This is a genomic window from Pseudomonas simiae (genome assembly GCF_900111895.1).
In the GTDB taxonomy this organism is placed as follows: Bacteria; Pseudomonadota; Gammaproteobacteria; order Pseudomonadales; family Pseudomonadaceae; genus Aquipseudomonas; species Aquipseudomonas simiae.
Map to the genome: position 1 here is coordinate 1 of NZ_FOKB01000012.1, position 14,844 is coordinate 14,844.

12 protein-coding genes and 2 pseudogenes are annotated in these 14,844 nt (G+C 59.4%); 5 read left to right on the forward strand and 9 right to left on the reverse strand.

Going from position 1 to position 14,844, the window contains the following annotated elements; translation table 11 throughout:
* The 4 genes and pseudogenes from BMZ57_RS26150 to BMZ57_RS26160 all read right to left on the reverse strand — a co-directional run.
* Window positions 1-1,085 (reverse strand): annotated as a pseudogene (locus BMZ57_RS26150) (type IV secretion protein Rhs); the annotation flags it as partial.
* Window positions 1,086-1,283: 198 nt separating this feature from the next.
* Window positions 1,284-2,168 (reverse strand): methyl-accepting chemotaxis protein, encoded by an 885-nt coding sequence (locus tag BMZ57_RS30285; RefSeq protein WP_373422441.1) that lies wholly within the window; start codon window positions 2,166-2,168, stop codon window positions 1,284-1,286.
* Window positions 2,154-2,810 (reverse strand): annotated as a pseudogene (locus BMZ57_RS30290) (HAMP domain-containing protein); the annotation flags it as partial. The gene BMZ57_RS30285 and the pseudogene BMZ57_RS30290, both read right to left, overlap by 15 nt.
* 51 nt (window positions 2,811-2,861) lie before the next feature.
* On the reverse strand, window positions 2,862-3,668 hold the full coding sequence (locus BMZ57_RS26160) for a TatD family hydrolase (protein WP_010211895.1): 807 nt from the start codon (window positions 3,666-3,668) through the stop codon (window positions 2,862-2,864).
* A 236-nt stretch (window positions 3,669-3,904) separates the two neighbouring features.
* Here BMZ57_RS26160 and BMZ57_RS26165 point away from each other — a divergent pair, with 236 nt between their 5' ends.
* From BMZ57_RS26165 to BMZ57_RS26175, 3 genes are all read left to right on the forward strand, one after another.
* Window positions 3,905-5,326 carry an MltF family protein gene (locus BMZ57_RS26165; RefSeq protein ID WP_038452984.1) on the forward strand — a complete coding sequence of 474 codons (1,422 nt, stop codon included), beginning with the start codon at window positions 3,905-3,907 and terminating at the stop codon, window positions 5,324-5,326.
* A 103-nt stretch (window positions 5,327-5,429) separates the two neighbouring features.
* Window positions 5,430-5,864: a DoxX family protein gene (locus tag BMZ57_RS26170; protein ID WP_010211891.1), complete on the forward strand. Its 435-nt coding sequence runs from the start codon at window positions 5,430-5,432 to the stop codon at window positions 5,862-5,864.
* 247 nt (window positions 5,865-6,111) lie between these two features.
* Window positions 6,112-6,420, forward strand: coding sequence for a hypothetical protein (locus BMZ57_RS26175; protein ID WP_010211889.1), 309 nt, complete (start codon window positions 6,112-6,114; stop codon window positions 6,418-6,420).
* Window positions 6,421-6,424: 4 nt separating this feature from the next.
* On the opposite strand, the gene BMZ57_RS26180 is transcribed toward BMZ57_RS26175, so the two are convergent.
* From BMZ57_RS26180 to BMZ57_RS26190, 3 genes are read right to left on the reverse strand one after another with little or no spacing between them, the layout of a single operon-like run.
* Window positions 6,425-8,155: a Gldg family protein gene (locus tag BMZ57_RS26180; protein ID WP_069673331.1), complete on the reverse strand. Its 1,731-nt coding sequence runs from the start codon at window positions 8,153-8,155 to the stop codon at window positions 6,425-6,427.
* A gap of 15 nt (window positions 8,156-8,170) precedes the next feature.
* Window positions 8,171-8,896 (reverse strand): ABC transporter permease, encoded by a 726-nt coding sequence (locus BMZ57_RS26185; RefSeq protein ID WP_047543577.1) that lies wholly within the window; start codon window positions 8,894-8,896, stop codon window positions 8,171-8,173.
* On the reverse strand, window positions 8,893-9,819 hold the full coding sequence (locus BMZ57_RS26190) for an ABC transporter ATP-binding protein (RefSeq protein ID WP_042570780.1): 927 nt from the start codon (window positions 9,817-9,819) through the stop codon (window positions 8,893-8,895). Before BMZ57_RS26190 ends, BMZ57_RS26185 begins: the two co-directional genes overlap by 4 nt.
* A gap of 219 nt (window positions 9,820-10,038) precedes the next feature.
* Here BMZ57_RS26190 and BMZ57_RS26195 point away from each other — a divergent pair, with 219 nt between their 5' ends.
* Both BMZ57_RS26195 and greB read left to right on the forward strand, forming a co-directional pair.
* On the forward strand, window positions 10,039-11,010 hold the full coding sequence (locus tag BMZ57_RS26195) for a hypothetical protein (protein WP_042570781.1): 972 nt from the start codon (window positions 10,039-10,041) through the stop codon (window positions 11,008-11,010).
* 113 nt (window positions 11,011-11,123) lie between these two features.
* Window positions 11,124-11,597 (forward strand): transcription elongation factor GreB, encoded by a 474-nt coding sequence (greB, locus tag BMZ57_RS26200; RefSeq protein WP_010211882.1) that lies wholly within the window; start codon window positions 11,124-11,126, stop codon window positions 11,595-11,597.
* A 45-nt stretch (window positions 11,598-11,642) separates the two neighbouring features.
* Here greB and BMZ57_RS26205 read toward each other — a convergent pair whose 3' ends face one another.
* Both BMZ57_RS26205 and BMZ57_RS26210 read right to left on the reverse strand, forming a co-directional pair.
* The gene (locus tag BMZ57_RS26205; RefSeq protein ID WP_010211881.1) at window positions 11,643-14,153 is read right to left on the reverse strand and encodes an ABC transporter permease; all 2,511 of its coding nucleotides are present in this window, start codon (window positions 14,151-14,153) and stop codon (window positions 11,643-11,645) included.
* The gene (locus tag BMZ57_RS26210; protein WP_005786391.1) at window positions 14,153-14,836 is read right to left on the reverse strand and encodes an ABC transporter ATP-binding protein; all 684 of its coding nucleotides are present in this window, start codon (window positions 14,834-14,836) and stop codon (window positions 14,153-14,155) included. The genes BMZ57_RS26205 and BMZ57_RS26210 overlap by 1 nt, the downstream gene beginning before the upstream one ends.
* Between the last annotated feature and the right edge of the window lie 8 nt (window positions 14,837-14,844).

The window sequence follows — 14,844 nt, forward strand, 5'->3', positions numbered from 1 at the left end:
GGCGTCGCCGCGCTGCCCAGCAACAACGGCTTGGCCGCTTCGACATGCGCGTCCAACCGAGGCCCGACGAGCTGATCGGCCAGCCTCTCCAGCCACGTACGCACGCGACCCGACTTGATAGGCCCCAACACCTGCATACCCAGTCGAACGTGTACCCCCATGCCTCGCGTGGCCCAGATCAAAAACAGATTGATCAGCACTTCACCGGTGATTTCGCCCGCCAGTTCATACATCTCTGGCGGTGCAAGCATGCGTATCCAGGCGACCACTGCCGACAGATAGATGAACAACAGTGGCTCATCGCTCAGCACCAGCAGGCCATGGGCGATGGCGTCCTTGCCCAGTTTCAGCAGCTCGTCCAGTTCGGCCTGGGTGATGTACTGCAGCAATTTCTCGCTATTGGCCTTGAGGTCCGCCAACAGGTCGTACAGCTGCGTGACGTTATCCCAGAGGTTATAGAGCGCCTTACCGATCCCACCCGCGAACGCCACGCCTTGCATCGCACTTCGCTCGAACGGCGTGGCGCTGGCGAAGTCTTTCCATCGCGGCTTGAAGGTCTTCGTCCATTCATCACGCAGGCGATGTTCCAGCCCGGCGATCACCGACTGATAAGACGCATACAGTGCCTTGACGTGTGCCTTGGAAACGTTGGGGTAAAAGGTGACCTGGTAGCGTTGATCGCGGATGCACTCGTTGACTTCAAGAATGCCGCTGGCATCGATGGTTCGTCGGATAGGGGCACCGAACGGCTTGCCGTCCGATCCGATGGCTTGCAGCATCACCGGCGTATTGCCGATAGGAACAAACCGCGTGCTTTCAAACATGTGCACCAGGGTCAATGAGCCCTGAGCCTTGCAGACGGCGACCGTGCGATTGGGTTTTTTGGAAGACGCGGGAGCGACGAGGGCAACGTCTTCCCCGACTCTGAATACTTGCTCCACGTCCAGCGCTGAACCACTCCAGAAGCTCTCGGCCCATTCGTCAAATGAGTTCAGGCACGACCTGAAGTCACGAAAGACGGTTTCCACGTCCGGCGTTTCGGCATCCATGGGGTAGAGGACGAACTGCGCAATAACGGGAATCATGAAACGGCCCCATTGAGTGGGGCACTGATAGAGAAGAGCATCGGCGGTCCCTCGCGCTGATTGGTCAGGCGAGAGACTTTGGAGAGGTTGGCAGGGAAAAGAAGTCGGCGTTATTCGCCAGGAAGGCTAGGAAGTTTCGCCAAGACCTCGGGTAAACCGAGGCTCGGTTGTAGGAGGGAGATTACAGGTTGAACAGTCCTACAGCTTCAACTGCCCAATCGCCTTGCTCAGTTCTCCGGCCAGGGTGGCCAGTTGATTGCTGGTGGTCGCCGAGTCGACGGTCTGCTGCACCGTGTTCTCGGTCACGTCGCGAATGCTGACGACCGCGCGATTCATTTCTTCGGCCACGTGGCTTTGCTGTTCGGCGGCGACGGCGATCTGGGTGTTGCTTTCGCGCATCTGCGCCACGGCACCGGTGATTTCGGCGAGCGCGGCGCCGGCCTCCTGGGCTTGATGCACGCAGTCGTCGGCCTTGAATGAGCTTTCCTGCATGAAGTCCACCGCGTCGCGGGTGCCCGCTTGCAGAGCCGAGACCATGCGGGTGATTTCATCGGTGGAGCTTTGCACGCGCTTGGCCAGGTTGCGCACTTCGTCGGCGACCACGGCGAAGCCACGGCCCATTTCTCCGGCGCGGGCGGCTTCGATGGCGGCGTTGAGGGCGAGCAGGTTGGTCTGCTCGGCGATGCTGTGGATAACGCTGACCACGCCGTTGATTTTCTGGCTGTCTTCGGCGAGCTTCTGGATCATTACGGCGGTTTGTTGCACGCCGGTGGACAGGCCGGCGATCGAGCGTTGTACCCGGGTGACCACTTCCTGGCCGCTGCCGGCGAGGGTATCGGCGGTCTGGGAGAGATCCCTTGTGGCGCCTGCGTGTTGGGCAATGTGATGAACCGTTGCAGTCATCTCGTTGATGGCGGTGGCGGCCTGGTCGGTTTCACTTTGCTGGCCGAGCATGCCGTGCTGTACCTCGTTCATGCTGCTGGCCAGCCGTGCGGCGCCATCGTCCAGTTGCCGGGCGGTGTGCGCCACGGTGTTCACGACGCGCTGGTAACCGGCCTGCATCGCGTTGAACGCGCTGGCCATCTGGCCGACTTCGTCCTTGCACGCCAAGGGTACGCGAGCCGACAGATCGCCGGTTTTCTCTACGTGCAGCATCACGTCCTTGAGGGTGTTGAGCTGGCTGAGCAGGAAGCGGATCAGCAATTGCGACGCGCCGAGCATCGCCAGCATCAGGATCAGGACCGCCACTGCATAGTTGGCGAAGCGTTCCTCGAACACTTGGCTCAAGCTGGGCGCGTAGGCAAGGACGGCAATGTATTGACCATCAGGGCGGGCGACGACTTCAGCGCCCAGCAGCGGGTTATCACCGAACACGGGCATAGGGTTGAACTCGACCCAACCCGTGGCGCTGCCCAGGGCTGACAGATCCTGATCGGCCAATTGTGGGATTTGGCCGCGCTTGAACGTCAGCCAGTGCTCGCCCTTGGGCAGTGTTTCCCCAGCCGGCCAGGCGTCTAGCAGCCGCGCTTGTGCCTGCGCCGAGGCGTGGGAGGCCGTGCTGCGCGCCTGTTGTTCAAGTTGCACGGCATACAGCACCAGCAACAAAGTAGTGATGAAGGCGACCGCGTTGACGGCCCAGAATTTGTACTTCAGCGAGATATTGCTAAGCCAGGCACCCATGGAAGGTTTTCTCTGATAGCGGAAACAGCATTGGCAAGGTGCCATTATTGTGCCGCTATCGAGTCAAACGGTTTTGACGTGGGTCAATGCACCGCATCAATCCACTTCAGGCAGTCCAAAAAAGCGACGGGCGCATGCCGTGCTGTGGCGGGCGAGGTCTTCCATGCTTTCGTTTCGATGCAGGGCGACTTCGCGCAGGACTTCCGGTAGGTACGCCGGCTCATTCCGGCCATTTTTCGGCTTGGGGCGCAGGGTGCGTGGCAGCAGATAAGGGGCGTCGCTTTCCAGCATCAGACGCTCACGAGGAATTTCCCTGACAAGTGGGTGCAGGTGTGTCCCACGGCGTTCGTCGCAGATCCAGCCGGTGATGCCGATGTGCAAGTCCAGGTCGAGGTAGCTGAACAACGCCTGCTGTTCGCCGGTAAAGCAATGCACCACGGCGGCCGTGAGATGGTCGCGGTAGTCCTTGAGAATTTCCAACAGGCGCTGGTTGGCGTCACGTTCGTGGAGGAACACCGGCAACTTCAGCTCGACGGCCAGGGCCAAGTGTTCTTCCAGGACTTTTTCCTGCTGCGGTCGCGGGGAGAAATCCCGGTTGAAATCCAGCCCGCATTCACCCACAGCCCGTACGCGGCTTTCGCTGAGCAAACCGCGCAGACGCTTGGCGCTGTCGCCGTTCCAGTCGCTGGCGGAGTGGGGGTGGATACCCGCGGTGCTGAACAGGCGTTGGCCGCTTTCATCCAGTTTTTCGCATAACTCCAAGGCCTGTTCGCTGCCCTCAATGTGGGTGCCGGTGAGCACCAATTGCTGTACGCCGGCGGCGTAGGCTCGGTCGAGTACAGCCTGGTGCTTCTCGTCGAAACTGGAGTTGGTCAGGTTGACGCCGATATCAATGAGTTGCATGGTGCTATCTCCGCCTGCGGCCGGAAAGCATATCAGAGCTGTAGATTTATAAGAAAAACGAAGAACTACAACGAGTTATAGCTGTCTTTGAACGTCGCAAGTTCATTGTGGTGGGCCGAACGCCTTACCCTGTGCCACCGTTGCGCGCAAAGCCTGCGCATAAAGCGCTCTGTTTCTGACACCCACCGCCTCGTTTTTCGCGAGCGCGTTGGCCAGTATTCTTTTCCGGAGAGCGGATGATCCGACCCTCGGCGTTGCTTATGTTGTGCCTGACGTTGCTGCTGCCCGTGGCGGCGGTTGCGCGTCTGGACGGGCCGCTGGAAGTGACCAAGCCCGGCAAGGTCCGCGACCTGGCAGAGATTCGCTCCAGTCGCACCCTGCGCGTATTGGTCAATCAGAGCCGTAACAGCTCCGGCGAGGTCCAGGGCCAGGCCATCGGCGTCGAGTACCATCGCCTGCGCGCCTTCGAGCAATACCTCAATGGTCATGCCCGTGATGGCCAGGAAATCAACCTCAAGATCATTCCCAAGGCCAAGGACCAGTTGCTCGGCGCCCTGGCCCGTGGCGAAGGTGACCTGGTGGCACCGGGTGAATTGCTTGATGTGAAGGCGGCGCACAAGATCAGCGCCAGCGATCCGATTGTCAGCGATGTGCCGCTGTGGCTGGTGGGTGTGAAGGGCGAGCGGCGGTTCACCAAACTGGAGCAACTGTCCGGTCGCACCCTGGCGCTGACCACCGGGAGCGCGGCGGCGGATGCCATCAGCCAGGTCAATCAGAAGCTGGCGTTGCACAAGCAACCGCCGGTGAAAGTGGAGTGGGTGGACCCGACCCTGGCTGTGGAAGATGTACTGGAAATGGTCCAGGCCGGCATTTTTCATCTGACTATTGTTGAAAAGCCGATTGCCGAACGCTGGTCGAAGATCCTGCCCAAGTTGCGATTTGATAAGCAGGTAGCGATCAGCGAACCGGGCGACGAATACTGGTTCGTGCGCCAGGATGCCTCGATGCTGCGGGCCAGTATTGATCGATTCCTCAAGACCTACCGGACGCCGGCCGACCAGGATGTGGCGTTCCAGCGTATTTACCGGCGTCTCTATCAAGTACGCAACCCCCTGGCACGCGTTGACCGCCAACGCCTGGAAAAACTGCGCCCGGTATTACAAAAACATGCCCGCGAGCAAGGCATGGATTGGTTGAACCTGGCGGCACTCGCCTTCAAAGAGTCGGCGCTTGATCCGGGTGCACGCAACAGTGGTGGTCCCACCGGCCTCATGCAGATCACGCCGTCCGCGGCGCAGCGAGTGGGGGTCAACAATATCGAGAGCCTTGATAGCAATGTGCAGGCGGGTGCGCGCTACCTGGCGATGATCCGCCGCAAGTTCTTTGCCAGTCCCAAGCTCAACGAGCGCGAGCGGATGGCGTTTGTACTGGCGGCCTACAACATGGGGCCGGAGCGGGTGCAGGGCATGCGCACCGAAGCCAAGCGCCGGGGGCTGAACCCGAATCAGTGGTTCTTCCAGGTTGAACGCATCGCCATGGAGCAAGTAGGGATGGGCGGCGTCAGCTATGTTAATAGCGTCAACAAGTACTATTTGGCGTTCGAGAGGGAGCGAGAGTCCCTGGAGCCGCCAGCGCCGAAAATCGCCTCACGTAAGTAATCGATTTAATCGATATTAATCAGGCATTTTTTCGGCTTTTATCATTGCCTAAACTGATTAATATAGCGGCCAACCACCCCCTACTTAGAAAAGGATTATCACCATGAGCCCACTGATCAACAGCATCCTGGCCACCCGCGCCGGTTACGGCCTGACCATTTTGCGCATTGTCGTCGGCATCATTTTTGCCGCCCACGGTTCGCAGAAACTCTTCGGCTGGTTTGGCGGCTACGGTCTGGCCGGTACAGCCCAGTGGATGGAAAGCATCGGCCTGGCGCCGGGTACTCTGATGGCGCTGTTGTCGGGCGGCACCGAGTTCTTTGCTGGCCTGGCGTTGATTATCGGCCTGCTGGCTCGCCCTGCGGCACTGGGCCTGACCATCCTGTCGCTGGTGGCGATCTTCTCGGTGCATATCCATAACGGCCTGTTCATGGCCAACAACGGTTATGAGTTCGCGCTGGCCTTGCTCGGTGGTTCGCTGGCGGTGCTGCTGGAAGGCGCCGGAAAGCTGTCTGCGGATCGCGCCATCGCCAACTGATCCCCGTAGAACCTTCAAGAGGCCCGCCATGTGCGGGCTTTTTGCTGATCTGGATTCTTGACACCGCCCCTCCGGCTTCTCTAGGATGCCGCTCATGCGCCGATTTAAACAGCTAATTGCGGGGCGCCATGGGTGATCGTTATCGGTCCCGACAGAAGCATGCTCCATGCTTCGAAATTCCGCTAAAGCGCTGGTTCGGTGTTGCCTCTCACCTGCCCGCAGACTTTTGAGGCAGAGACACGACACGATGAATGCACTACGCCCCCTGATACGCCTGGCTCCGATCACTGCGGACCTCACTCAACGCAATCCTAAAATCCTCCTGGGCGGCAAGCACCAGCCGACGCTGTTGCGTTACCTGGACGGCTGGCCGCGTCGTACGGGCCGACCTTCCGCGTTCCTGATCCAGTTTGTCGAAGATGGCGATTCCCTTGCGCGGTTTGCCAGCAACAGTTTCGACCTTGCCGTTATCCAGGCGCCAAGTGCAAGCGACGCCGATGAGGTCATCCGTCAGTTGACCCGCATTGCTCGGCAAGGGCTGATCGCCCGTCGTTGAGCGTTCAGTGAATCACACTGCCGGCTTTGAGACGACGACGGCGTTGGCCCAGAAAGACCATCCAGGCGATCAGGCATAACGTCAGGGGTATCGCAAAGGTCACGACCAGTTTTATAGCCCACTCCATATGGCGTACCTGGGCATAAGCTTCGAGCTCCAGGGCATGCAGCTCCATGGGCAGGCGCAGACGCTCCTTGTTGAGCGCCTGCAACCGCGTGGTGGTATCCACTGCCTGGGTGCCGAGGGCGGTTGTCCACGGGCTGAGCCGTTGCCATTCTTGTTCCGTGCGTTGCAGACGCCGCTCCAGTTCGCCGGCTTTCACGCGATAGGCCTGCTTCGCGACTTTGCGCATAGCTTCCAGCCGGTTTGACGAACGTTCCTGCGCCACGCGCGGGCGAATGGCGGCGAGTGTGTCGGGGGCGGACAGGTTGTCCAGCGTATTCAAGACAAACAGCGCGTTGCCGTCCGGCGCGGAGTTGTTGACCTTGTCCATGAGCATGTCCGTGTCAGCAACCACCACGACATGAATATTGGCCGCTTTTTGCAAACCGGGCGGCAGCCCGTTGATGCCATCGGGAAACACCGAATAGCTCGGCCCCTCGATACGCGCAGCAATCACATGAGATCGTTCCTGATTCGACGCCTCTTCCATCAATGCGTCGATCTTGGCTGCGCTCGTGAGGCTATTGGCATCCAACAGGACAGACTGTTCGGAACTTTGCAGGATCGGGGTGAAGGTCGTGCGGCTCTTGCCCAGTTGGGAGAGGGCGCCACTGCTCGATACCGTCACTCTATTGAGGTTCCAGGTACTGATGTCATTTGTGTTCATCGCCTGGCGGGGCAGGTTCAACCGCACCTGATTGGGCGCGCCCGGGGCTTCCCGTGGCGTGTAGAGGTCGTCGACCACCAGCTTGTTCGTCGGCATCTGGATACCCCAGGCCGCCAGCAACTCGTTCAGTCGAGTGTTTTCGGGGGGAAGGTTTGAACGTTGTTCAGTCAACGGGTCGATAAACAACATCAATCTGCCGCCCCTCAAGACAAATTGTTCTATTGCATACAGGGCTCGCTCAGACAACGCCTGTGGGTGCACGACCAGCAGCGTTTTGATCGGCTGGGGGACGGATGCGGCACTCGGCTCCAGGTTGACCAGGTCGAACGCCTGCCGCAGTTCCTGCAACAGCCGGCTCGCAGATTCGTCCATCTCCAGCCCCGACAGTAACGCAACGACCGGGCGCTCCGGGTGCTGCAATTTATAAAGCAGATGGCCGATTTCATACTCAAGCAAAGGCTCTTGGTCGAGGCTGAAGGCGCCGATGCGCCGCACACCGTGACCGACACGGGTGCCGATGAGGCCGAGAAAACCCGCATTGTCGTCAAGTCCTGACAGTCGGGCTTTGTAGGCGTCCTCCGAAAAAGGGGCCGGTTCAATAAGGTGCAGGTTGATCATGCCATTGGCCGTTTCCTCATATTCCTTGAGCAGGTCTTCAATGCGCTTGCTGTAGCGTTGTAGCGCGTAGCTTCTTTTCAGGTTGTTGTTGGAGTTGAAATAATACAAGTCCACCGGGTCTTCCAGTGCAGTCAGCAGCTGTTTTACGGCAGGCGCTAAAGTGTGGATTTTTTGCTCAGAAAGATCCCACCGTAGATCAGGCAGTTTGCCTACCCAAACCAGATTGAACGCCAGGAAAAGCAGGAGGGTGACGGTGAGTGTCATGCTGGTGCGCAGCGAGGACCGCATTAAGAATTTCCCTTCTCAGCTGTGTTTGTAGTTGAGGGTGACAGTCGTCGCAGTGAGAAAGGCGAGAATCATACTGATGAAGTAAAGCGTGTCACGAAGTGTGAGTTTCCCATCATCGATGTTGCTGAATCGCAACGTAGGGCTAAGTGCTGCCAAACTGTCAATCAGCCCGATAGGGGCTTGATGTTCAAGTGCATCCAAGATGGCAGAAAGCCCGCTGGCTGTCAGAAGCAGGCCCAGGGTCAATCCGAAAACGACGGTGCGTTGGCGTACAAATGCACAAATAAAACAACCCACCGACAAGTAACTGCCCGCGAGTAACCAACTAACGACCCATTGCGAAGCAATAACGCTGTTGTCGGGCTTGCCCAAGTAGTTGGCGATGATGACCAGAGGAAACATCAGTAACAGGGCTGTGCCTGCTACGAGCCAGGCGGCGAGGAATTTTCCGATCACCCATTCATAGGTTGTGATGGGCATGGTTTTCATCAGCCCGAGAAAACCTGCACTGGATTCATCCGCCCAGAGTTGCGTGGCCAAGGCAGGCGTCAGTAACAAGTACAACCAGGGGTGAAACTGGAAGAAAACCTGCAAGTCACTGCTGTTCTGTTCTGGCCACGGGCTTACGTATCTTCCCAATGTCACTGACAGTATCAGGAAGACGGCAATGTGCAGGTAAGTACTGGGTGTGCAGGCATAACTGGCGAGCTGGCGCTTTAAAATGATCGGTAATAATTTCAAAGGGGCGCCTCCTGGCTCAGGTGGTGGACCACATCATTCAAGCGACCTGGTTCCAGGCTCAATGAGTTGATTTTCCAGCGGCGACTGGCAATCAGCGTGTTGATATGGGGATAAATGGTGTGCCCCGGCATGGCGAGAACGGTTACCGTGCCGGGTGCATGTCGATGCTCTTCGATGCCAGCCACGCCGGGCAGTACGGCCAGCGCCAGCAGGTCCAGTGGGGTGTCCGCGGCCAAGGTGACGGCCTGGAAATGGCGCGAGTCGCGTTGTAGATCAGGCAGTGGGGTGTCGGCGACCAGCCGACCACCCGCGATGACAAGTGCACGTGTGCAGAACTCGGACAGTTCATCGCAATGACGGGAGGCGATGATCACTGTCATTTCTTGCGTCAATGACTGGATAAGCCCCCTGAATGAATGCTTCTGATCAGGCGCGAGTCCTTCGGTTGGTTCATCCAGCAGGAGTAGGGCAGGGCTATGCAGAATGGCCTGGGCGATGGCGACTTTGCGTTTCCAGCCGATGGAGAGCGCATCGAGGGGGGCATTGAGCACCGGAAACAGATCCAGTCGCGCTACCGCCTGTTCCAGCCGCGCGCGTTTGTCTGCGCCGTGGAGGCCGCGAACGGCCGCGATGAATTTAAGGAACGCGCTGACGGACATCGTTGGATGGCCAAGGTCCATGGACAGTTGATAGCCAACGCGTTGCTTTGCTTTAAGTGCGTGGGTTTGTATATCGAACCCCTGGATTTTTATATGACCGCTGGACGGCTGCGTTGAACCTGCTAATAGGTCGAGCAGGGTAGTTTTTGCCGTATGATCCTGTCCGAATAATCCCAGGCATTCTTGTTGATTGGCGCTGAATGAAAGGTCGCTGAGTATGGTTGTGTTACCCGTGTGTTTTGTCAGGTTGCTTATTTCGATCATTTTTTTTACCGAAAAAGTTTGGCATGACGTAAGGGGCGTGAAAAAAGGGTACGGGTAATGGCCACTTTTGGGAATGTCGATAACGCTTATTAAGAGAAGTCCTACGCGCCGGTTAGACAGGCCGCTGAAACAATGTGCTAGGTTTCGGAATGTCCAATTTTTGAATGTTTATTTATTGTTTAGATAAACTTCTGCCCTGCACAATGAGGCCTGAATGCCATGATGCTGCTACGTACCCTTGTTCTTGAGCGCAACGGTCAAGATGCTCCAGTTAACGGTGCACTGCTCTGTGGGTTTGCCGTAGGTCAGACGGCTTCCAACTTTCTTGTCTACAGTATGGATGAGGAAGTAGAGCCGGAAAGTTCCAGGGTTTATATCGCTGTGTTACGTAAGAAAGTTGATCGCTACTTCCTGGGCGCGGTTGAGTCCAGGGAAGATCTGCAGTTGGCATTACATGTGTTCAAGCAAATTCTGACGTTGGCCGCTTCGGGAATGAAGGCGGGCGGGGTTACGGAAACCCAGGTGCCCTATCATTTTGTTGATTTGAAAGGCTGCAAGCTGCCGCCTGCCAGGCCCGAGGACCATCATTCGGTGATCATCAAGAAGGCGCTGGTGATGAAGGTGATCACCCTGGGCATGTCTGCGCCGACGCTGCCGGCGATCGAAAGCGCTTCAGTGATCGTGCCGTCCATTCGTTTCTCGTCGCAAATGAGTTCATCTCCCAAAGCGATGACCCCTTCCGAGCCCGTCCGGGCACCTGTGCATCAACAGTCCGTTGAGGAAAGCCGACAGCTACCTGTCGAGGCTCCCTCAATGATGGCGCCGGCCTCACCGGCCGATGGGTTGGAACCACCGAAACGCCCACCGCCCGAAGACCCCAGTACGCTGTTCGAAGTGGACAGCACATTGACCAATCTGGCCCGTGTTGCTCAAGAGCTGACTCAGCAAAAATTGGCAGCCATCGAACGGGAATCGGCACTTGAGCAATGGCAGGCGCGCTTGCAGCAGGAGCAGGAACAATTGGATCAGAAGGTTCGAGAATTGGAACAACGCACCACTCAATTGCATGATCATTCGCTTGCTGTCAGCCAGAGGACCGAAGCCCTGAAGGTGATGACGTCGCAGGTATCGGGCTTGCGACAGAGTTTGCGGGGAGTACTGCTTGAGCTGGATCAGGCGTTGGATGGCTAGACTGGCCTGGCTACTTTCGCCGGTTCATTTATCATCAACGCCAGCCAGCCGGCGCCTGGGCTTTGAGCACAGGCGGATCGGCACCTATGGACATTGCCTCGGGATGCAAGCGTTTGAGTACCAAGCTGATTACCAAAGAAGGTCATGAAGCGCTGAAGAAGGAGCTGGATTACCTGTGGCGCGAAAAGCGCCCGGACACCACGCGCAAAGTGACCTGGGCGGCCTCGCTGGGAGATCGCAGCGAAAACGCCGATTACCAGTACAACAAGAAGCTGCTGCGTGAGATCGACCGTCGCGTGCGCTACCTGCGCAAGCGCCTGGAAGACATGCGTGTGGTGGAGTACATGCCCGAGCAAGAGGGCAAGGTGTTCTTCGGCGCTTGGGTAGACATCGAAAACGAGCAGGGTGAGACCAAGCGTTTTCGCATTGTCGGCTATGACGAGATTTATGATCGAATGGACTACATCTCCATCGATTCCCCCATGGCGCGTGCGTTGTTGCGCAAGCAGGTAGACGATGAGGCTATCGTGCAGACCCCGAGCGGAGAAGTGTGCTGGTGGATCACCCGCATCGAATATGTGAAGTGAGCGAAGTCGGCCCGCATTCAGTGATGAACGCGGGCCGACTGCGTTTCAGCCTTCGCGTAGCACGGTCAGTGGGCTGGCATTGAGCGCACGACGGGTGCCAAACACACCTGCACCACCGATCAGTACGGCACCGATCACCGGCAGCAGCAACAGCCACGGATGAGGCTGCCAGGCCAGGTCAAACGCATAGCGATACAACACAAAGGTCACCAACTCGGTCCCGAGCGCTGCGAGCAGTCCACTCACGGCACCCAGCAAACCGAACTCGATGCGCCTGGCCTTGACCAATAGCTTGCGCTCGGCGCCCAGTGCGCGCAGCAGTGCCCCTTGTCGGATGCGCTCATCCAAGGTGGCTTGCAGGCCGGAGAACAGCACCGCCATCCCCGCCGCCAACACAAACAGCAGCACGTATTCCACCGCAAGGGTCACTTGCGCAAGGATGCTGCGCAACTGCTCCAGCAGCGCCTCAACCTGCAGGATGGTCACCGCCGGGAAGGCCCGCGACAGGTCGACGATCTGCTGGTCATGCCCTGGCGCCAGGTAGAAGCTGGTCAGGTAGGTGGTCGGCAGATCCTTCAAGGTGCCCGGTTGGAAGATCATGAAGAAGTTGGGCTGGAAGTTGTCCCAGTTGATGGTCCGCAGGCTCGTTACCCGCGCTTCACGATTTTCACCGCCGACCGTGAACACCAGGTGGTCGTCGAGCTTGAGCTTGAGGCTTTCCGCCACCTTGGCTTCGACAGAGACGCCAGGGACTTCATCGGTGGGTTGTTGTGACCACCACGAGCCCGCGGTCAGGGCGTTGCCCGGCGGCAGTTCGGCGGCCCAGGTGAGGCTCAGGTCGCGTTGCACCGCGCGATCACCGCTGGAGTCCTTGCTGACGATTTCCTGTACGGGTTCGCCGTTAATACTGATCAAACGTCCCGGCACCACCGGATACAGCGGTGCGGATTGCGCTTGCAGTTCCAGCAGGCGGGCGCCAAAGGCGTCCTTGTCGGCTGGCAGGATATTCAAGGCGAAATAGTTGGGCGCATCCTTGGGCAACTGATTTTGCCAGGTGTCGAGCAACTCGCCGCGCAACAGGGCGATCAAGCCCATGGACAGCAGGATCAAGCCGAAGGCCAGGGATTGACCCGCCGCCGCCAGTGGGTGACGCAACAGTTGGCCCAGGCCCAGGCGCCAAGGCAGTGACGCGCGGGCCAGCAGGCGACGCAGGCTTTGCAACAGCAGCAGGAGCAAGCCGCCGAGTATCAGCGCAGCGACCACGCCGCCGCCCAGCAGGGCGAAGGTCAGCACCAGGTCGAGGCTCAGGCGCCACATGATCAGGCCCAAGGCAAACAGCGCCGCGCCATAGACCATCCAGGTACTGGAAGGAATCGGCAGCATGTCGCGACGCAATACCCGCAGCGGTGGCACACGACCCAGTGCGGCCAGGGGCGGTAGGGCGAAACCGGCGAGGGCGACCAGCCCTGTACCGATCCCGGCGATCGCCGGCAGCAGCCCACCGGGTGGCACGTCCGCTGGCAGCAGGTCGTGGAGGAAATAGAACAGGCCAAACTGCGCCAGCCAGCCGAGCACGGCGCCGGTGAGGCTCGCCAGCAGTCCCAGTACGCTCAGTTGCAGGCTGAACAGCAACATGGCTTCGCGTCGCGATAATCCCAGGCAGCGCAGCAACGCACTGGCGTCAAAACGTCGGGTTGCGAAGCGGTTGGCCGACAGCGCCACGGCCACACCGGCCAACAGCACGGCCACCAGGCTGGCCATGTTCAGGTAGCGCTCGGCCTTGCCCAGGGCGCCGCCGATCTGCTGGTTGCCGTCCCGGGAGTCCTGCAAGCGTTGGTTGGCGGCGAGGCCTGGCTTGACCAGGTCTCGATAGGTCTGCAGCACGGTGCTGCCCTGTGGGCCGCGCCACAATTCGCGATAACTCACGCGGCTGCCGGGCTGCACCACACCGGTGGCGTCCAGGTCTGCCAGGTTGATCATCACCCTTGGCGTCAGGCTGTAGAAGTTGCCGGCGCGGTCCGGCTCGTAGGTCAGCACGCGGGCCAGGCGCAGCGTCTTCATACCCACATCGATGCTGTCGCCAACCTTGAGGTCCAGCGCGGTCAGCAGGCGCGCTTCCACCCAGGCTTCACCGGGTTTTGGTCCGCCGCCTGGGGTTTCAGCGCCAAAGGGGGCCGCCGCGCTTTTCAGTTCACCGCGCAACGGGTACTGCTCGTTGACTGCCTTGATGCTGGAGAGCTGGATGCCGTTATCGGTGGCAATGACGCTGGAAAATTCCACGATGCGGGCGTGATCCAGGCCCAGTTCGGTGCCTGAGCGGATTTGCTCCGGTCGTGCGGGCGAGCTGCCTTCCAGTACCAGGTCGGCGCCGAGGAACTCGGTGGCGCGCAACAACATGGCGCCATTGAGACGCGCACCGAAGTAACCGATGGCGGTGCTGGCTGCCACGGCCACCAGCAGGGCGAAGAACAACACGCGCAATTCGCCGGCGCGGGCGTCGCGCAGCAATTGGCGCATGGCAAGGCTGAACAGGCGCAACAGCGGCAAACGTGCCATCAAGGCTCCAGGGGCGCGACCATCAGGCCGGCTTCAAGGCGGATCAGGCGTCGGCAACGGTGGGCCAGACGCTCGTCGTGGGTGACCAGCACCAGGGTCGTGCCGCTCTCTTTGTTGAGTTCGAACAGCAGGTCGCTGATGCGCTCGCCGGTGTGGCTGTCGAGGTTGCCGGTGGGTTCATCGGCAAACAGCACGTCCGGTTCTGCGGCAAAGGCGCGGGCAATCGCCACCCGTTGTTGCTCGCCACCGGAAAGTTGGCGCGGCGAGTGGGTCAGGCGTTGGCCCAGTCCGACACGCTCAAGCAAGTGTCGGGCGCGTTCTCGGGCGTCTTTGCGGCCGTCCAGTTCCAGCGGCAGCATGACGTTTTCCAGCGCGTTGAGGCTGTCGAGCAGTTGGAACGACTGGAACACGAAGCCCACGTGCTCGGCACGGATGCGTGCGCGCTGGTCTTCGTCGAGGGTGCTGAGGGCTTGCCCGGCGAGGGTGACTTCGCCGCTGCTGGGCAGGTCCAGGCCGGCCAGCAGGCCGAGGAGGGTGGATTTGCCGGAGCCGGAGCTGCCGACGATAGCCAGGCTATCGCCCTTGTTCAGTTCCAGGCTCAGTTCGTGCAGGATAGTCAGTTCACCTTCCGCGCTGGGAACCACTTTGCTAAGGTTCCGCGCGGTGAGAATGCTTGCGCCCATGGAGAATC